The sequence below is a fragment of the Polyangium sp. y55x31 genome (assembly GCF_029946505.1).
In the GTDB taxonomy this organism is placed as follows: Bacteria; Myxococcota_A; Polyangia; order Polyangiales; family Polyangiaceae; genus Polyangium.
This window is the reverse complement of record NZ_JARZHG010000009.1, coordinates 1-19,278: the sequence shown is the minus strand read 5'-3', so window position 1 is coordinate 19,278 and position 19,278 is coordinate 1. Positions and strand designations below refer to the sequence as shown.

Genomic DNA, 19,278 nt, shown 5'->3' with positions numbered 1-19,278 from the left:
CCCTACCCGGAGGTGCTCCATGACGACCGGTCCGATGCTCCCGTATGCAGGCCCCCTCGACGTCTCCCTCGCCGACGTGAAGGACGACCTCTTCGACCTCCCCCCGGGCGGCGCGAAAGGCTTCCGCGGCGTGCAGCCGGGAATCGAGGACGTCGTCCACGAGCTCGCCGCGAGTTTCCCTCTGCTCGGCGAGTCCGCCGGCATCTCCCCCAAGCTCTACGAGCGGTTCGTCGCCGAAACGAAGAGCATCGACGCGCTCCTCCAGAAGGAGATGCTCCTCGAAAAGCTCCTCGAGGTCACCCGCGAGTCGCGCCGCTTGAAGACCCATCAGCGCGAGAACACCATCGCCCGGATCGTCGATATCACGAAGTCCACGGCCCAGCGCACCCGCGACAAGGCCCTCCTCGCGCCCTTCGAGAAGACCCTCCGTTACAATGCCCAGATCGCCGTGAAGGGCGCGAAGACCCGCCGCAAGAACCAGGCGGCGAAGACCGAGGCCTCCGCCGCCCGCGATCGCTCCGAGGGATGACGGCCGTCATTCCCGGATCGAGACCTCGAACACCTTGTCGGAGTCGCCTGCCTTCACCTTCAGCGTCGCCGTCCCGACCTTCGCCCCCGCGAGCGCCACGCAGCTCGGCGGCGACCAGAACGGCGCATCCCACGGATGGGTATCCGACGGCGGCGACGGCCGCGCGATCGAGAGGTTCTCCGACGGCTCGAATCCCCACGGCGCCCCGACCACCGTCTTGTCGTCCGATTTGGCCAGGAAGCAGAACGTCTCCGCCGCCGCGCCGACCTGGATCTCGATCGGGCCCGGCTGCTCGGTGCTGTCCTGCGGCTTGCGCGTGATGTCTTTCACCGAGGAGACGACCTGCACCTCCACCGGCTCCCGATGATCCCCCGCCCGCACCATGAGCGTCAGGGAGCCCTCCGAAGGCGCCGTGACCTCGCGACGATCCCACGTGCGCCGTGAGATCTCGGCTCCGTGGGCGCGCACGTCGAGCGTCTCGTCGATCACCTGGACGTTGTTCGCATCGAAGAGCAAGACGCCGAGATCCGCCGGGTTCCCGGCGAGCACCGCCCACTGCGTGGGGGTCACCGTCTCGTACCGCAGCTCCCGCGGGATGACGGAGATCCGCGCGACCGCGGCGGTCTTGATCTCGACCCGGTCGAGCAGCGCGTTCGTCCCCGGCTCGACGACCCGGAGCAGCGTCTTTCCCTCGGTGGCGCCTTGAAGGACCAGCTCGGAGAGGCTCTGCGATTCGAGCGTGGCGATCGTGGAATCGACGGGCCTCGCCTCGAATCCGGCCACGTAGGGCACGTTGGGCGAGCCCGCGTAATAAAGGGTCACCGTCTGCGTGCCCCCGATCGCCGTGGGCAGGAGGTCCGCAGTGTCCGCGTCGTTGACCGTATGCGCGCCGATGAAATTCAGGCCCTCCGGTGTTCGATCCGAGCACGTCTCCCCGGGCGGGCATTGGCCTTTCGCGCTCGCGCGCTCCCCTTGTTTGCAGGCCAGGAACGCGAGGGCCGCGAAGGCCACGCTCAACGCCACCGTCAGCCGATGCTCCCGTTCTTCGTGAAGCCGCGCCGGCGTCGTCGATTGCATCTTCCTCATGACGCCCCCCTCCTCGTGTGCTGTCCGTACCCCGTCACGAATGCATGTGGAGCCGTGCGCACCGCGCAGCAAGCGGGGCGCGGCCATCCTTCGCCCCCGCGCGCCTGCCCTCGGGGAATCGCTGAATGGGTGCGGCGCCGCCCGCCGCGAAAGCCATACGCTCGCGTAGCGCATCGCGAGGGAGGCACGACGCGCGCGCGGGCAGGGAACGCGGCAGGTTTTGCCGAGATGCACACGAGGACCGCGGCACGCGTCGTATTCGTCGTGGTGGGGCTCTCCCCGTGGCTCCTGACGCTCGCGCGCGCATGGAGGCTGCTCGGCGAGGACGCCGGGCCCTTGGATTCGGTCTTCTCGGCGATATGTCATCGCCTCCCGGAGCGCACGCTCCGGCTCGCGGGCGTGGTGATGCCCCTTTGTAGCCGATGCGCCGGGATCTTCGCCGGCCTCGCCGCAGCCGCGCTCGTCGGGTGGCCGGCGGACGCCCGACCACGCGCGCGGCGCGGGTGGCTCCTTTCGGCGGGCCTTTGCATGGTCGTCGACGTGATCGCGCGGGCCGCGGGCCCCTACCCGGGAGGACACGCGACCCGGCTCGCGACCGGCTTCGCCTTCGGGTACGCGCTGGCCGTCGGGCTCCTCCCGCCACGAGCCGCCCCCACGTCAAGCCTCGACGCGTAGCCTCGTGTTTCCCCTCCGCTTCGCCCCGCTCGGTCCCCTCTTTCGCCGTCCTCCCTCCTCGGCCGTCCCACAGCGGTCCACCCTAACCCATCGATTCCACTCTCCTCTGTAGCCTGCCTTCGCGAGTTTGTAGACCCGTCCCGCACGATCGCTCTACCCTTACGTACGCATGGGCTTCTCCAAGCACCGTCGGGGCGGGACGATGGGTTGGGCGCGATGGATCGTAGCGCTCGCTCTGGTCTTGCCGTCGGGCCTCGGCTGCTCCTCGGGGCCCCCGCCGACGAGGTTTCTCGTCGAGGTCGCAATCACGGCGAAGGCGAACCGGAATTCGCCCGTCCCCCTGACCCTCGTCGCGGTGCAGGACGCGAAGCTCTTCGACCAGATCGTCAAGCTCACCGCCAAGCAGTGGTACGAGCAGCGCGAGCAGATGCGCCGGGATTTCCCGAGCGGCACCGCGTTCACCGAGTGGGATTGGGAATTCGTCCCCGGTCAGGCGCCGCCGCCCATGGTCGTCGAGGTCTCTGGCAAGGCCGTCGGCGCCGTCATCTTTGCCAATTACCGCTCGCCCGGCGATCATCGCTTTCGGATTGGCCCGCAACGCCGGATGCGGGTCGACCTCGGCGACGACGACCTCGTCGTGAGCCCCCTCGATGCTCCGGAGGAATGACATGCGCGCCGACGACATTCCGCTCGCGATTCAATGGCACGACGGGATGCTCCTGTCGCCGCAGCACTTCCAGGAGGCCGATCGCAGATCCGAGCGCCTCCTCGCCTATCACCTCGGCCAGGCCTCGCCGTATCACCACGGCATCATCGACCTCAAGCTCGCCGAAGGCACGCTCGGCAGCGGCCTTTTGCGTGTCCAGAGGGTCGAGGCCATCATGCCCGATGGCACCCTCGTCCATCACACCGGCGGCAAACTCGACCTCTCCGTCGATCTCCGCCCGCAGGCCGCGCTCGTCCGCGACGCACCCGCCACCGTCTACCTCGCCGTCCCGCGCGCGCAGATGGGCACCTCCGCCTCCGCCGCGGACCTCGCGCGCAACTGCTCCGCCGAAGGCGCGCCCGTCGTGGACGAGCACACGGGCGAAGACCCGCTCGAGATCCCGCGCATCGCGCCGAGCGTCCGCCTCCTCGTCGCGGCCGAGCCGCCGCCGCGCCTCGTCTGCTTGCCCATCGCGCGCGTCCGCCTCGAAGGCGAGGCGTTCGTCGCGACCGACTACATCCCGCCGACCCTCGGCGTCGCACAGGGATCACCCCTCGACGAGATGTGTCAACGTCTTGCCGGACGCCTCCGCGAGAAGGCCATGCGCCTCGCCGAGAAGGCGAACTTCCTCTCACGCACCACCGATCGCGAGCTCATCGGCGAGGTCCGTCGCCAGATCCAGTGCCTCGTCTCCGCGCTCCCTCCGTTCGAGGCCGTCCTCTACTCCGATCGCCCGCACCCCTTCTCGCTCTTCGTCACGCTCACCGGGCTCGTCGGACAGATCTCTTCGCTCGCGCGCACGCCCGTGCCGCCGCTCCTGCCCAAGTACCGGCACGACGATCTGCGCGCGACCTTCGAGAACGCCCGCGATCACATCTTCCGCATGGTCGACGAGGGCATCATCGAGTCCTTCACGGCCTACCCGTTCGACCTCAAGGACGGCAAGTACAACGTCCTCTTCCAGCGCGAGTTCCGCACGCGCGCCCTCGTCGTCGCCGTCCGCGCGGCGCGCGGCGTGCGCGAGGATCAGCTCCTCAACTGGATGAACGGCGCGCTCATCGGCGCCCCGGCCCGCCTGCGCACCATGCAAGAGAGCCGTATCCTCGGCGCGGGCCGCAAGCGCGTCGAGCGCCACGGCGATCTCGTCGCCACGCCCGGCACCTTGCTCTTCGAGCTCGAAGAGCAGAGCGTCTACCTCGACCCGGGCGAGCCGCTCACCTTGTGCAACACGGCCGATCCGACGGGAGCCAGCGGGCCCTCCGAGGCGGTCCTCTACGTGAAGAGCGGGTAGGGGCGCGATGGCTGCTTCTCCGGGACGATCCGCCCTCGGCCCCAAGCAGGCCGCCCTGCGGGACCAGCGCGTCCTCGTCGACGCGTTTTGCAACTTCCACGCGGACGTCGTCACGCAGAAGCGCCTCGTCGTCGCCTCGGGCGGCGCCCTCCCGTACGACGCCGTCCAGCAGCGCCTCCTCGACGCCTTCGAGCAACAAGCGAACAACATCCAGGGCTCGCTCCCCGAGCACGAGCGCCGCCTCTTCGAGGAGACCCGCTACGTCATGATCGCCATGGCCGACGAGGTCTTCCTCCACCTCGACTGGTCCGGCAAGGAGTTCTGGGCCGACAAACCGCTCGAATCGATCGTCTTTCAGACGCGCGACTCCGGAGACCGTTTCTTCAACCGCATCGACGACGCCCTCAACGGCCGCACGCCCGCGTCGTCGCAGCTCCTCACGGTTTATCTCACGGCCCTCGCCCTCGGCTTCCGCGGGAGGTATGCGCCCCTCGGCACCGGCGAGCCCGAGACCTACCGCGCGCGGATCGTCGACTTCCTCGCCCGCACCGATCCCGAGATCGTCCGCGGCGAAGACCTTTGCCCCCAGGCGCACGAGCACACCGCGGAAGGCGCCCCCCAGAAGCGTTTGCCCTCCCTCTCCCGAGGCATCCTGCCGTTCCTCGTCGTCATCCTCGGCTGGATCGTCATCGGTGAGATCCTCTGGCTCTATCGCACGGCCGAGCTCGACGACGTGCTCGACCGCATCGAGGACGCCACGTGACCGTCGGCACCCTCCTCAAGATCGTCGGCGGCCTGATCGCGCTCGCAGTGATCGGCGTGGGGATCTACGCGTTTTACCTCGCGCAAAAGAAAAAAGCGCAGAAGGCCCTGGAGGCCGCCAAGCGCGACGGCACGCCCGATCCCATCGCCGAGATCCGCGCCTCTTTCGACAAAGCGAAAGCCGCGCTCGTCAAGAAGGTCCAGGACAAGACCGCGCGCGAGGAGATGCCGCGTTACCTCGTCCTCGGCGAACCCTCGTCCGGAAAAACCACCCTCCTCGGCGGCTCCGGCCTCAGCGTCCAGCTCATCGAGGGCGGCGATCCCGCGCCCGGCGACACCGCGGCCGTCAACCTCTGGATGCTCGGCAAGGCGCTCATCGTCGACGTCGCCGGCCGCCTCCTCTTCGGCGAGGGCGGCACGGCCGCGCCCGATCCGCCGTATCGCGCGCTCCTCCACGAGCTCAAGCGCCTCTATCCCGATCGCCCCGTCGACGGCATCCTGCTCACGGTCCCTTGCGCCGAGGTCATGCAGACGGCGCGCTCCACGCCCGCCGAGCGCAAGCGCAAGGCGACGGTCCTGCGCGCCGCGATCTCCCTCGCGCAGCAGACCCTCGGCATGAACGTCCCGGTCTACGTGATCGTCACGCAGACCGATCGCCTCGCCGGCTTCCGCAGCCTCGGCGTCGAGGTCACGCAGACCGGACGCGACGACATCCTCGGCTGGTCGAGCCCGCATCCGCCCTTCACCGACGGCGCGGAGGACTGGGCCTCCGAGGCGCTCGGCACCGTGCGGGATGCACTCCTCCGTTACCAGGCGCGGCGCTTCGCCGGCGCCCCCGTCGTTCGTTCGCCCGACGACTTCTTCCTCTTCCCGAGCGAGATCGAGTCGCTCGGCGACGGCCTGCGCACGTACGTCGATCCCGTCTTCCTCGAAGGCGCCGGCCAGGAGACGCTCACCCTCCGCGGCATCTACTTCACGGGCCTCGCCGATCCGCCCGCCGGCCCTCCGCAGCTCACGGCCCCCGGCGCCACCCCCGCCGCGCTCGCGCCCCCGCAAAAGCCCTTGCCTGCGGCTGCCGCCGCGCCGGGCAAGGTCCTCTTCGCGAAGGATCTCTTCGAGCACAAAGTGTTCGCCGAGCGGAACCTCGGCAAGCCCGCGGCCGCCGCGCTCCGCCGTCGCCAGCGCATCAACCTCGCGCTCCAGATCGTGGCGTGTTGCCTCGGCGGCGCCTTCCTCGCCGCGCTCTGGATCGACGCCTCGCGCCTCGAACGACGCACCACAGCGGTCATGCCCTTTTTGCGCGACGTCCAGAGCAGCGTGCTCCAGGCGAAGAGCGAGGCCCCGGGCACCGAGGCGAGCTTCGACACGAAAAAGCTCCGCGCGAAGGCCCTCATCGAAAAACTCGAGACGATCGAGGAGTCGGGCCGCCTCCGCTCGCCGCTGAACCCCGCGTCCTGGTGGGGTCGCCTCGACCGCCGCGTCGACACGGCGTTCGTCGTCGCGCTCGAGAGTGTCCTCGTCGACACCTTCCGCGCCGGCCTCAACGAGGAGGCCACGCACCTGCTCCGCCCGCTGCCGCCGCAGCCTCCGCCCGACACGTTTTTCCCGCTCAGCGTCGAGAAGAGCCAGGAGTACATCAACCTCGAGACGTGGCTGCGCGAGCTCACCGCGTTCGAGGCCCACGTCGCGCGCCACGACAGCCTGCTCGGCGAGCTGCCCAAGGACGCGACGCCCGACGCCCGCATGCAGAGCGTCGCCGACCTCTCGGATTACCTCCTCGGCTACAAGACCTCGCCGACGATCGCGGTCGAGTATTACCGCAACGCCCTCGCGCGCGGCGCGCGCCGCCAGCCCATCGACCTCGCCCCGCGCCGCGATCCGGCCCGCGAAAAAGCGACGAACCTGTTCAAGGGCCTGCAGGATCGTGTCCTCGAAGCCTACAGCGACGCCGTCGTCCGCGCCGACGTCGAGCAGCTCGTGCAGAGCCTCAAGGACCTGGAGACGAAAGGCACCGAGTACACCGCGCAGGATCTCTGGACCTTGCGCGACGCGATCGCCCGGGTCGAAGCGCACCTCGGCGCGCCCACGCTCGCGTGGGTCTCGAGCGAGTCGCTCCCGCCGAACGAGGGCATCGCGGGCCTCCTGAAGACCGTCAAGAACTCGCGCCTCCTCGGCCCCGACGTCGAGGCGTCCTTGCGCGGCGGCGTCGACGCGCGCCTGCTCGACCTCAAGAACTACGTCGCGAGCGCGGGCTCGCCCCTCTCCGGGCCCATCCTGGAGCGCAAGGGCGGCGTGCTGCTCATGCGACTCTCGCCCTTCATCCTCGGGCTCAAGCCGCCCATCGACGCGCTCCGCCAGCAGACGTTCATGACGGCCGAGGAGGAGAAGACCCTCACGCCCGATCTCGATCGCTCGCGTGTCGACTGGGACGCCGAGGTCCTCAAGGAGGCCGCGCGCCTGCCCAAGGACTACGAGGCCTTCCTCCAGGGCGGCGTCTTGAAGACGGTCGATGCCCGCGTCCGCAACACCATCTCCGACCTCACGGTCCGCCAGATCAAGGCGAGCACCCTCGGCGCCGTCGCCCGCGCCGCGCGTCCCGCGACGCCGCTCCCTGGTAACAACAATCGCCAGTTCGAGACCGTCCGTGCCGACGCCGCGAACCTCGGCCAGGCGATGGCGCCCGTCCGCGAGATGATCGGCGCGTTCGTGCGCCTGCGCATGGACGACGCGCGTGATCGCCTCCGCGAGCTCATGCGTGGCCAGGGCTCCGAGGTCCTCGGCCGCGCCGCCGAGGTGCTCCGCGCCGAGAACCTCTACGGCCTCAAGAAGGGCGGCTTCACCTGGTGGGACGGCAAATCCACGCCGGCGTTCGAGGCCTTCAGCGTCCCCGACGCCGGGCGTTTGTCCGAGTATGCCGCGGCCCAGCGCACCCGCGCGGCCACGCTGCACAAGGAGCTCGCCGAGCCTCTCCTCGCGGCCATGGAGAGCCCCGAGGTCGCGGGCGACGCGGGCGGTGATCCCAACGTCACGCTCTGGCAGAACGTCGCCTGGCCGCTCAAGGATTACGAGAACAAGAAGGCGGGCAACGGGGTCTCGAACCTCGAGACCTTCATGCTCAGCGATCTGCCGCTCATCACGGCGAAGAACTGCATCGCCGAGCTCGACAAACGCGCCGGGGTCGACGGCTCGGGCGGCTTCTTCGCGGGCAAACAGAAATACATGGTCGAGGAGCTGCGCGAGCGTTGCCGCGTCCTCGCCGGCGAGGAGATGCGTGATCGTTATGCCGCGCTCCGCCGCACCTTCAACCGCGAGCTCTCGGGCAAGTTCCCCTTCGTCAAGATCGAGCCGGGCATCCGCGTCGAGGACGCGCGGCCCGAGACCGTGCGTCGTTTCCTCCAGGACGCGGCCGATTTCCGCTCCGATTTTGGGTACGTCCTCGGCAAGGACACGAAGGCCTCGGCCGGCGAGGTCGGGCGATTCCTCGAAAAGATCGAGGCCGTCCGCGCCTTCATGATGCCCATGTGGGCGCAGGTCGAGTCGGCCGAGGACGGCATCTACGACGTCAAGGTCGAGTTCCGCGTCAATCCCGGCCTCGAGGTCGGCGGCAACCGCATCGCCGAGTGGGCCATGCGGCTCGCGGACGAACGCCTCTATCGCGACGGCCCCAAGGCCGAGGCGAGCTGGCGCGTGAACGATCCGGTCCGCCTCGATCTGCGCTGGGCGAAGAGCAGCCTCGACGTCCCGCTGCCGACGCAGGGCCCCAATGTCTTCGTGGAAGATCGGACCGTCACGTTCGAGGAGCGCGGCCCCTGGGCGCTTTTGCGCATGATCGCGTTCCACCAGACCTCGGCGCGTGACGGCTCGCAGAAGACCGAGGGCGGATCCCACGTGCTCGGCTTCGTCGTGCAATCGTCGCCCGATCCCACGGGGGGCTTCATCGAGCGCGTCGGCACCGACGCCAACACCGTCCGTGTCTTCATCCGCGTCGCGATCACCGGCGTCGAGAAGGACCGGCTCCTCAGATACCCCGAGTTTCCGGCGTCCGCCCCGAACCTTTAGGAGACAGAGCCTCGATGTCGACGAAGGCCCCGCTCATCGATCTGGAGACGCTGCTCCAGCCCATCTCCGAGGAGGCGCCGAGTGGCTCGTCTCTCCGGTACGAAGGCACCTACGATCGGGTCCGCGAGGCGCGCCGCGAGGACGATCCCTCGCTGCCGATGGGCGAATGGGAGACCAAGCTCAAGGTCGCCGACTTCGCGCTCGTGGACAAACTTTGCCAGGAAGCGCTGCGCAAGAAATCGAAGGACCTCCAGATCGCGGCCTGGCTCGTGGAGGCCTGGCTCCGGCGCTACCGCGTGAAGGGCCTCGGCCATGGTTTGTCCCTCGTCGCAGGGCTCTGCGAGCGGTTCTGGGACGGCCTCTTCCCCGAGGTGGGCGACGATCCGGACGCGTCCGCGCGCGTCGCGCTTTACGAGTGGATGGACGACATCCTCTCCGATCGCCTGCGCCGCACGCCCTTCACGGACGGCGACGCCTCGTTTTCGCTGCTCGATTGGGAGCTCGGCGGACAGGCCTCTTCCGATGGGGAAGGGGAGGGCGGGCGGCCCACGCGAGAATCGATGCTCGCCAAGATCTCGCTCGGCGGCGCGGGCACGCGCTGGACCGACATCGCGCTCGACGCGGGCACGGCCGTCATGGCGGCCGAGGCGGCCGAGGCGGCGATCGGCGCGCAGATCCCGCGCCCGCCCACGCTCCGCCGCGTGCGGGAGGTCCTCACGCAGATCGAGCTCCTCGCGCGGGATGCGGCGCGCATCAACGGCGAGAGCGCGCCGGAGCCCGCTCTGTCCGCGGCAAACCCGCCGCCGCTCGGATCGGCCGCGGCGGCTGCGGCTGCGGCGGCGTTCACGGCGCCCTCCGGGGGAGGAGGGGGCGGCTCGTTTGCGATCTCGAGCCGCGCCGACGCTTATTATCGGCTGGCCGAGGCGGCCGAGTACCTCATGCGGACCGAGCCGCACAGCCCTGTGCCGTACCTGGTCAAACGTGCGGTGCAGTGGGGCAACATGTCGCTTGCCCAGCTCCTCTACGAGTTCGTGGGAAACCCTGATGATCTCGTGGCGATACAGCGCTTGCTCGGGATGCGCGGGAGGGAGGAGTAAACGGGGGACAGGCGCGCGCCCCTACGAGGGTGTTGTGTTGACGAGCCTGGGCACGGTAAAAGGGTAATGCGCCAGCCTTACACGCCGAGCGCGGGCCGGTTTTCGGAGAGTTCGCAAAGCCGCGGCGCCGCCGCGAGAGCCGAGGAAGGGAGCCATCGATGGCAGAGAGCAAGCAGCACTGGCTGGACCGGAACCGTCCGCCGCGCGTGCAGATCACGTATGACGTCGAGACGGGCAACGCAATCGAGAAGAAAGAGATCCCGTTCGTGGTCGGCGTGCTCAGCGACCTGGGGCAGAACCCCGCGAATCCGCTGCCCAAGCTGAAGGATCGCAAGTTCGTCGAGATCGACCGCGACAATTTCAACGACGTCCTCGCCTCGACGAAGCCGGAGATCACGGTGAAGGTCGACGACGTCCTCAAGGGCACGGGGAAGATCGCGATCCCTCTGACGTTCACGCACCTCGACGATTTCCGGCCCGAGCGCCTCGTCGAGCGCATCCCGGAGCTCCGCAAGCTGCTCCGCGCGCGCGAGCGCCTGAACGACCTCCTCGCCAAGCTCGAGGGCAACGACGAGCTCTCGGCGGCGCTGCGTGAGGTCATGGAGAGCACCGAGGCTCTCGAAAAGATCAAGGCGGAAGTTTCGAAGGACGAACAGAGCTAGGCCGCGCGGAGGATACGAACATGCCGGTAACGAGCAGCGCGAAACAACACATCGACACGAGCGCGGACGGCGCGGCGATCATCGATCAGATCCTCGCCGAGGGCGCGATGGTTCGCGGGGACAACCCCGTCCAGAAGAAACACGCCCGCGACATCGTGGGCGAGTTCTGCCAGCAGATCCTCGACGAGCGCGACCCGAACGACAAGCAGCGCGCCCTCGATCTCGGCGCGGTCGCGGCCATTCAGGATCGCATCAACGAGATCGACGAGATCATCGGCAAGCAGCTCGACGCGATCCTGCACGCGCCCGAGTTCCAGTATCTCGAGGCGCGGTGGCGGGGGCTGCACTACCTCGTCATGAACTCGGAGACGAGCACGCGCCTCAAGATTCGCGTGATGAACGTCCGCAAGGACGAGCTCCGCAAGGATTTCGAGGCCTCGCCCGACTTCGATCGCAGCTCGCTCTTCAAGAAGGTTTACGAGGAGGAGTACGGCACGTTCGGCGGCGCGCCCTACGGCCTGCTCCTCGGCGACTACGAGTTCGACGGATCGAGCCCGGACGTCGGCCTTTTGACCGAGCTTTCGAAGGTCGCGGCGGCGGCGCACGCGCCGTTCATCTCGGCGGCGAGCCCGTTCCTCTTCGACATGGAGAACTTCGGCCAGATCGGCGTGCCCGGCGATCTCGCGAAGCTCTTCGAGAGCACGCAGCTCATCAAGTGGAAGGAGTTCCGCGAGAGCGAGGACAGCCGTTACGTCGGCCTCGTCCTTCCGCACGTCCTCATGCGCCTGCCGTATGGCCCGAAGGGCGTCCCCGTGGACGGGTTCGTCTACGAGGAGAACGTCGGCGCGGAGGACAAGAACTTCCTCTGGGGCAACGCGGCGTATGCGCTCGGCCAGCGCATCACGAACGCGTTCGCGCATTATGGCTGGTGCGCGGCGATCCGCGGCGTCGAGGGCGGCGGCCTCGTCGAGAACCTCCCGGTGCACGTCTTCAAGACGAGCGAGGGTGATCTCGCCGTGAAGACGCCGACCGAGGTGGCGATCACCGATCGCCGCGAGAACGAGCTTTCGGAGCTCGGCTTCATCTCGCTCTGCTATCGCAAGAACAGCGGCCAGGCCGCGTTCTTCGGCGGCTCGACCGCGAACAAGCCCAAGGTGTACAACCTGCCCTCGGCGACGGCGAACGCGCGTCTGTCGGCGCAGCTCCCGTACATCCTCGCGACGAGCCGCTTCGCCCATTACATCAAGGTCATGATGCGCGACAAGATCGGCAGCTTCATGACGAAGGACAACGTGTCGTCGTACCTCAACAACTGGATCGCGGATTACGTGCTCCTGAACGACGACGCGGGGCAGGAGACGAAGGCGCGGCTGCCTTTGCGTGAGGCGCGGATCGACGTGACGGACGTTCCCGGCAAGCCCGGCGCGTACCGTGCCGTCGTTTTCTTGAAGCCGCACTTCCAGCTCAACGAGCTCACGGTCTCGATGCGCCTCGTGGCGGATCTTCCGCCGCCGGCTGCGTGACGGGCCTGGCGAATCGGTGTAGGGTAGATCAGGAAGTTGCCGTCCCGCGCTCAAGACTCGAGCGCGCGGGCGGCAACCGTCGACGGGGACGCGGAGGATTGGACGATGGAAACGAGTTTTTTGGAGATTGCAGGTATCAAGGGCGAGAGCACGGCGGCGCAGGGCAAGGACAAGATCGAGATCCTCTCGTTCAGCCACGCCGTGGCGATGCCGTTGACGAGCGGCGCCTCGGCGAACGCGCGCGCGCACGGCCGCACGGTCCACTCGGACTTCACGTTCAGCAAGTATCTCGACATCTCCTCGCCCACGCTGAACCTCAAGTGCAGCGGCGGCGACAACATCAAGACGGCTGAGCTCACCGTCTTCCAGGCCGACAAGGCCGACGGCGACATGGTCCTTTATTACAAGATCACGTTCGAGGACGTGATCCTGACGAACGTCTCGGTGAGCGGCGGCAGCGGCGGTCGCCCCGTGGAGACCGTCACGTTCAACTATCGCAAGATCAAGTGGTCGTACGCGCAGCAGGGCCAGCCTTCGCCGGCCGGCAAGAAGGGTACGGCCGAAGGCACCTGGAACCTCGAAGCCAACACGAAGTAAAGCCAGCTCGGCGCCCTCGGGGCGCTCGTTCGTCCTTTGGAACATTGAATGGCAAAAGCCTGGGGATCCACGAGCGCCGGCAGGGTACCTCTCTTCGATCGCCTGATCGACGAGAACCCTGCCCAGAAGCAAGAGGCCGTTCCTTATTGCACCTTCGATCGAGACGGGCTGCGCGCCTCGGTGGCCCGTGAGCTCGGTCGAATTCTGAGCACCCGCAGCCCCATCTCCGGCGACGAGGCTCTCTCCCGGCAGCGCACGACCATCGATTACGGTTTGCCCGACCTCGAGCTCGGCGGCCGTGCGCTCGTCCCGGAGGAGCTTCGCCGCCTCGTTCGCCTCGTGCAGAAGACGATCGAGGCGTACGAGCCGAGGCTCCAGAACGTACGCGTGGAGATCAAGCGACGCGAGGACGCGGCGCCGCATGCGCGCCTCGTGGTCGCGCTCTCGGCGACGCTCGTCACCGAGGAGGTGCGTGAACCTCTCTCGTTCGAGGCGCCGCTCGACGCGGGGCCGGGGGCCGCATGAGCAAGGGAGATCCCGATCGCGAAATGCTCGAGCTGTATGCGCGCGAGCTCGCGTATCTGCGCGAGCGCGGCGCCGAGTTCGCGAAGGACTATCCGAAGATCGCGGCGCGCCTCGGCACCTCGAACCAGGCCTCGTCCGATCCACACGTCGAGCGCCTGGTCGAGGCATTCGCGTTCCTCTCGGCGCGCCTCACGCGCGACATCGAGGCGGAGCTACCGATTTACACGACGTCGCTGCTCGGCGTCCTTTATCCGCAGCTCGCGTGTCCCGTGCCGGCGATGGCGATCGCCGGCTTCGAGATCGACCCGAAGGAGGCCAAGCTCGGCTCCGGGTACACGGTCGACAAGCACACGCCGCTCTTCGCGGCCTCGCAGTCCGGGCCGGTTTGTCATTTCCGAACCGCGTATCCGGTCACGCTCTGGCCGATCGACATCATCAATGCGGGCATGGTCCCGCCCGAGAACCTCGACCTCCCCTCGTGGCTGCTCACGAACGCCGCGGCGGCGCTCGAGATCGAGATCTCGACGGGTGGCGTTCCGCTCGACAAACTCGGCATGCGCTCGCTCCGCTTCCACATCACGGGCGGCGGCATGGGCGCGGCGCGCCTCTACGATCTGCTCGCGGCGCACGCCGTGCAGGTCCTCGTGGTCGGGGAAAAACCCTCGCAGGACTGGGCCTACGGCAAGATCCGCCCCATCGGCTTCGAGGCGAACGAGGACGTGCTGCCGTATCCGCCGCACGCGCACCGCGGCCACCGGCTCGTGCAGGAGTATTTCGCGTTCCCGGAGAAGTTCCATTTCTTCGACCTGGAGCTGCCGAAGCTGCCGCCGCGCAAGAACGCGAAGATCCTGGTCCTCTTCGATCAGAAGCCGCCGGCCGGCGTCGCGGTCCGCCCGACCACGCTGAAGCTCGGCTGCACCCCGATCATCAACCTCTTCCCGCGCAGCGCCGAGCCCATCCGTGTCGATCACACGCGGCCCGAATATCGCCTCGTCGCGGACGCGCGCCGCGAGCGGACCACCGAGGTCCATTCGATCACCCGCGTCGCGGCGACGGCGCCCGGCGAGCCCAAGCAGATCGACTACGCGCCGTTTTTCTCCTTCGTGCACCACCGCTCGGGCGAAAAACCCCGCGCGTTCTGGCACGCGCGCCGCGTCGCCACGGGCCGCAAGGATCTGCCGGGCACCGACGTCTGGCTCACGTTCGTCGACACCGACTTCAAGCTCTCGCGTCCCCCGTCGGAGACCGTCTACGCCGGCGTCCTCTGCACGAACCGCGACCTCGCGAACGAGATCGCCAAGGACACGCAGCTCTCGCCCGAGCGCCCCGTCCCGGCGAAAAAAATCGTTTGTCTCACGAAACCGACGCCCCAGCGCGCCGCGCCGATGGGCGGCGACGCGCTCTGGCGGCTCGTCTCGAACCTCTCGCAGAACCACCTCTCGATCACCGACGGCAAGACCGGCGTCTCCGCGCTCCGCGAGATCCTGCGCGCCTACGTCTTCGGCGATTCGCCCGACGCCGAGCGCCAGATCGACGCGCTCCTCGAGATCTCGAGCCGCGTCGTCACGCGCCGCCTCGGCAGCGACGCGTGGCGGGGGTATTGCCGGGGCCTCGAGATCACGCTCACGCTCGCGGACGAGCAGTTCGCCGGATCGAGCCCGGTCCTCCTCGCCTCGGTCTTGAGCCGATTCTTCGCCTTGCAGGCGCACATCAATGCGTTCACCGAGCTCGTGCTCAAGCGCGCCTCGCGCGCGGAGGTCTGGAAGCGATGGCCGCCCACGGCTGGCGAAAGAGCCCTTCTGTAGAGGCCTGGCTCTTCGACGAGGGGCACGCCTTCGATTTTTATCAGGCCGTGGCCCTCCTCGAACGCTGGCGCGAAGGCGACGCGGTCCCCGTCGGCGAGGGCTCCGATCCCTCGCGCGAGGCCGTGCGCTTTTCGGGCAGCGTCGCGCTCGCCTTCCCCGAGACCGACGTCGCGCGGATTCGCTCGCCGCACCGCGAGGGCGAGCCCGCGCCGATGCTCGTGAACTTCCTCGGCCTCGGCGGCGCCCTCGGCCCGCTGCCGCCGCCCATCGTCGAGTCGATTTACATGCGCGCCGTCCGCGGCGACACCGCGGCGCGTGATTTCCTCGACATCTTCAACCATCGCCTCGTCTCGTTCGCTTATCGCATCCGCAAGGGCCATCGTGTCGGCCTCGGCGTCTCCTCGCCCGAGAAGGACGGCGCGGCGCGGCACCTCTTCGCGTTCATCGGCCTCGGCTTTCAGGCGCTCGAAGGCCGCCTCGCGGTCCAGGATCGCGCGCTCCTCGAACACGCGGCGACCTTTTCCAGCGAGTCGCGCTCGCTCGAAGGCCTGGTCGCCATCCTCCGACGGCATTTTGGTGTTCCCATCGAGCCCATCCCGCTCACGGGCGCCTTTCATCCGATCGAGGCGACGGATCGCACGGCGATCGGCCGGTCCGGACAGAACCGCGCGCTCGGCCGCGATGCTTGCCTCGGGGGGCGTTTCTGGGATCAGGAGTCCACGTTCGACCTGCGCATCGGGCCCATGAAGCTCGATGAATTCCTGCGATTCCTTCCGGACGGCGATGCGCTTCGGCCTCTCTGCTCCCTCGTCCGTTTTTATGCAGGCGCACGATTCCACTTCGGCCTCATCCTCGTGCTCGCCGAGGGCGAGGCGCCGCGGGTCGAGCTTGGCAGCGCGACGCGCGCGCTTCTTGGCCAGATCGCCTGGCTTGGAAACGTGAACAAGCACGGCGGGAAGATCCGCGAGGTGCGTTTGTCCCGTGCGGCCATTCGGAAAGGGCTAGGCGGTTGAAAGACTCCCTCACCCCCAACCCCTCTCCCTCTCGGGAGAGGGGAGAAGAGGGGGGAGAAGGCTTGTCAACTGCGCGCGCGCCGCGGTATCGTGGCATCCCGATTCGTGGGCATCGCTCGCCGTGACCGCGCCATTGGGAGAGGACGGGGCCTAGCCACATGACGACCGAAGAACAGAGCCAAGGCGCCACGGAGAGCATTCCGAGCAAGCTCGGGAAGTTCGCCACGGAGCAGATCGACAAGGCCGAGGTCACGGTCACGAAGGGCGTCTCCACCGTCCGGGACTCGACGAACCAGATCATCAGCAAGGCCGAAGAGCAGATCCTCAAGCTCAACAAGGCGCTCTACGAGACGAAGAACGGCATCTCGTCCGGGATCGACAAGGCGATCAAGGAGACCGAGGACCAGCTCAAAGGGATCACGCCCGAGCTCAAGAAGATGGGCGAGGACGCGATCAAGACGGCCAAGGGCAAGCTCGACGGCCTCGTCGACGAGGTCGAGGGCAAGCTCGAATCGCAAAAAGACACGCTCGTCAAGACAGCCCAGGATCAGATTCAAAACGCGGCGAACGCGGCGAAGGGCAAGATCGACGAGATCGGACAGCTCGGCGAGGATCAGGCGAAGAAGGTCCTCGACACTGTGAAGGCGCAGGCCGACACGGTCGATCAGAAGCTCGGTGATCTCGAAGGGCAGATCGACGGCAAGATCCAGGCGATTGGCGACGATGTGCGCGGCAAGTTCGAGGCGGCGCTCGCGAAGGTGCCCGATCACGACGGCGCCAAGGTCGAGATGTCGGCGAACATCGACGCGGTCGTCGATGAGCTGCGCAGCGCCACGAAGGACTCGATCGAGCAGGCGCGCGAGACGTTGAAGTCGCTGGTCAAGCAGACCGACGACACGATCATGCAGACGATCGGCGACGTGCGGCGTACGATCGGCGAGGTCCCCGATCGCATCAACCAGTGCGCGCAGGACATCCTCGCGAAGGTCAATGACGCGATCCAGAAGACGATCGACGAGATCTCGAACCTCGCGCACGGGCTCGTTGCGCGCACGGCGGAGCTGCTCAACCAGGCGCTCCTCACGATCACGAGCACGGTGGACAAACTCCTCGCGGACGGCTTCGCGCTCGTGCGAGGGATCAAGGCGGATCTCGATCGTCTCCTCGACAAACTGCTCGAGCAGATCCGCGACCTGACGCTCGGCACGCTGGAGGACGTGCGCAAGGCGGCGAACGAGCTGCTCGGCACGTTCGAGGCCGAATGCAAGAAGATCCTCAAGACGATGGAGGACTCCGTCGTCGCGTCGGTCGAGGAGCTCGGCGGCAAGATGAACGCCTCGATCAAGGCGCTCCAGGCCGACCTGAACCTCGAAGCCGACAAGATCGTCCGGGATCTCGTAGCCGAGGGCGCGAAGGGCCACGACGACGCGCTCGCCGACTTCATCAACGCCGGGTATTCCGAAGACACCTCGGTCATCCCCAAGATCCGGGCCAAGGGCGAGGCTGCGATCAAGCAGATCGAGGCCAAGACGAAGGCCCAAGGGGAGAAGCTGATCAAGGACTTCGAGATGCAGGCGACCCTGCTGAAGCCCAAGATCCAGGCGCAGGGCATCAAGGTCGTCGCGCAGATCGCCGCGCTCGGGCCGAAGCTCGCGATGCAGGCGGTTCAGATCGCGTCGAGCATCGCGGCGTCCATCAAGGACAAGGGCGAGGCGGTCAAGAAGACGTTCGAAGAGCTCCAAAAGATGCTCGTCGACGCGATCACGAAGAAGATCCCCGATTACCTCGAGAACTGCAAGAAGCAGATCAAGGCGGCGGCCGACGCGCTCGTCGAGGCCGGCAAGACGTTCTACGAGAAGACGCTCGCCGACATCATGGGGGCGATCAAGGCGGCCGAGGCGCGGTTCAAGCAGCTCGCGTCGGAGATGAAGGACCTCATCGAGACGCAGGTCCTCGAGCTCGTGGCCTCCATTCGCAGGACGGTGGAGACCTCGATCCAGCGCTTCAAGGATCTCGGCGCGGCGTTCGAGGAGAAGACGAACGCGCTCGTCAACGACATCCCGGCGCGGCTCCTCAAGCTGGAGGAGGTCGCGCGGGTCGCGGTTCAGCGCGAAATCACGCTCGCGCAGGGGCTCGCCAATGCGACGAAGGACGACATCCTCCTGAAGGCGCGGACGGCGCTGTCGGAGATCAAAAAAGCGGCCTACGGGGTCCTCGGCGGCATACGAGGCGATTTCGGGGCGGTGCAGGGCTCGCTCGCGCTCATCGTCCCGGCGGGCGCGGGGCTCGACGCGGCGGGCGCGATCAATTTCGCGGTGTCGGGTGGTCTCGAAGGGATGATCGCGTCGGCGGCGAATGCGGCCGAGGCCGCGGTGACGGCGGGCGTGAATGCGGCCGAGGCCGTGAACAATGCGGCCGAGCAGGCGGCGGCCGCGATGAGCGCGGCCGGATTCGACGGCGCGGCGAAGGCATTGACGGACGTCCTCAACCAGCAGATGGGCGAGGTGCGGACGGAGGGCGAGAAGGCCAAGAACGTCATTGCCGCGGCGAAGGAGAAGATGACGGCGGTCGCCAAGGAGGCGACGGACACCTGCACGCAGGCGGCGGCGGCGGCGCAGGCCGAGGCGGCGAAGGTCGTGGAGGCCGCGCAATCGACGGGCGAAGCGATCAAGGCGTCGGCCGAGAACCTGACGAAGGGCCTCGAAAAGGCGAAGGACATCGTCAAGGACGCCGGCAAGACCGCCATGCAATCGATGAAAGAGGCCCAGGACGTGCGCAAGGGCGGCGACGGCGCGCAAGCCGGCGCAGGCGCACAGGCCAAGGCCGGCGGGGCGGACGGCGCGGCGGCAGGCGCGGACGCGGGCGGCGCGGATGCGGGCGGCGCGGATGCGGCGGGCGCGGAGGGAGCAGCGGCGCCCGAGGCTCCGGCGGCGGATGCGGCCGCGGAG

Annotated in this window: 14 protein-coding genes and 1 pseudogene; 14 read left to right on the top strand and 1 reads right to left on the bottom strand. The window is 68.0% G+C overall.

Features of this window, described 5'->3' with window-relative positions:
- Positions 1–19: 19 nt before the first annotated feature.
- Positions 20–529 carry a hypothetical protein gene (locus QHF84_RS18070; RefSeq protein WP_281314565.1) on the top strand — a complete coding sequence of 170 codons (510 nt, stop codon included), beginning with the start codon at positions 20–22 and terminating at the stop codon, positions 527–529.
- 6 nt (positions 530–535) lie between these two features.
- Here the strand turns inward: QHF84_RS18070 and QHF84_RS18065 are convergent, their stop codons facing one another.
- On the bottom strand, positions 536–1,615 hold the full coding sequence (locus QHF84_RS18065; RefSeq protein ID WP_281314564.1) for a hypothetical protein: 1,080 nt from the start codon (positions 1,613–1,615) through the stop codon (positions 536–538).
- A 228-nt stretch (positions 1,616–1,843) separates the two neighbouring features.
- On the opposite strand from QHF84_RS18065, the gene QHF84_RS18060 reads away from it, so the two are divergent.
- The 13 genes and pseudogenes from QHF84_RS18060 to QHF84_RS18000 form a co-directional block, all read left to right on the top strand.
- Positions 1,844–2,290: a DUF2085 domain-containing protein gene (locus tag QHF84_RS18060; protein WP_281314563.1), complete on the top strand. Its 447-nt coding sequence runs from the start codon at positions 1,844–1,846 to the stop codon at positions 2,288–2,290.
- 169 nt (positions 2,291–2,459) lie between these two features.
- Positions 2,460–2,957 carry a hypothetical protein gene (locus QHF84_RS18055; RefSeq protein ID WP_281314562.1) on the top strand — a complete coding sequence of 166 codons (498 nt, stop codon included), beginning with the start codon at positions 2,460–2,462 and terminating at the stop codon, positions 2,955–2,957.
- 1 nt (position 2,958) lies between these two features.
- Positions 2,959–4,287, top strand: a complete 1,329-nt coding sequence (gene tssK, locus QHF84_RS18050) for a type VI secretion system baseplate subunit TssK (protein ID WP_281314561.1) — start codon at positions 2,959–2,961, stop codon at positions 4,285–4,287.
- Positions 4,288–4,294: 7 nt separating this feature from the next.
- The gene (locus QHF84_RS18045; RefSeq protein ID WP_281314560.1) at positions 4,295–5,050 is read left to right on the top strand and encodes a DotU family type IV/VI secretion system protein; all 756 of its coding nucleotides are present in this window, start codon (positions 4,295–4,297) and stop codon (positions 5,048–5,050) included.
- Entirely contained in the window at positions 5,047–9,108 is a 4,062-nt protein-coding gene (locus QHF84_RS18040) for a type VI secretion protein IcmF/TssM N-terminal domain-containing protein (RefSeq protein ID WP_281314559.1), read from the top strand. Before QHF84_RS18045 ends, QHF84_RS18040 begins: the two co-directional genes overlap by 4 nt.
- A 14-nt stretch (positions 9,109–9,122) precedes the next feature.
- The gene (tssA, locus tag QHF84_RS18035) at positions 9,123–10,205 is read left to right on the top strand and encodes a type VI secretion system protein TssA (RefSeq protein ID WP_281314558.1); all 1,083 of its coding nucleotides are present in this window, start codon (positions 9,123–9,125) and stop codon (positions 10,203–10,205) included.
- A 158-nt stretch (positions 10,206–10,363) separates the two neighbouring features.
- Entirely contained in the window at positions 10,364–10,867 is a 504-nt protein-coding gene (gene tssB, locus QHF84_RS18030; RefSeq protein ID WP_281314557.1) for a type VI secretion system contractile sheath small subunit, read from the top strand.
- Positions 10,868–10,887: 20 nt separating this feature from the next.
- Entirely contained in the window at positions 10,888–12,390 is a 1,503-nt protein-coding gene (gene tssC, locus QHF84_RS18025; RefSeq protein ID WP_281314556.1) for a type VI secretion system contractile sheath large subunit, read from the top strand.
- A 105-nt stretch (positions 12,391–12,495) separates the two neighbouring features.
- Positions 12,496–12,987, top strand: coding sequence for a type VI secretion system tube protein Hcp (locus QHF84_RS18020; RefSeq protein WP_281314555.1), 492 nt, complete (start codon positions 12,496–12,498; stop codon positions 12,985–12,987).
- Positions 12,988–13,035: 48 nt separating this feature from the next.
- Positions 13,036–13,512, top strand: a complete 477-nt coding sequence (gene tssE, locus QHF84_RS18015; RefSeq protein WP_281314554.1) for a type VI secretion system baseplate subunit TssE — start codon at positions 13,036–13,038, stop codon at positions 13,510–13,512.
- Positions 13,509–15,317, top strand: a complete 1,809-nt coding sequence (gene tssF, locus QHF84_RS18010; RefSeq protein WP_281314553.1) for a type VI secretion system baseplate subunit TssF — start codon at positions 13,509–13,511, stop codon at positions 15,315–15,317. Before tssE ends, tssF begins: the two co-directional genes overlap by 4 nt.
- Positions 15,281–16,330: a type VI secretion system baseplate subunit TssG gene (gene tssG / locus QHF84_RS18005; RefSeq protein WP_281314552.1), complete on the top strand. Its 1,050-nt coding sequence runs from the start codon at positions 15,281–15,283 to the stop codon at positions 16,328–16,330. The genes tssF and tssG overlap by 37 nt, the downstream gene beginning before the upstream one ends.
- A 158-nt stretch (positions 16,331–16,488) precedes the next feature.
- Positions 16,489–19,278: pseudogene (locus QHF84_RS18000) on the top strand (hypothetical protein); the annotation flags it as partial.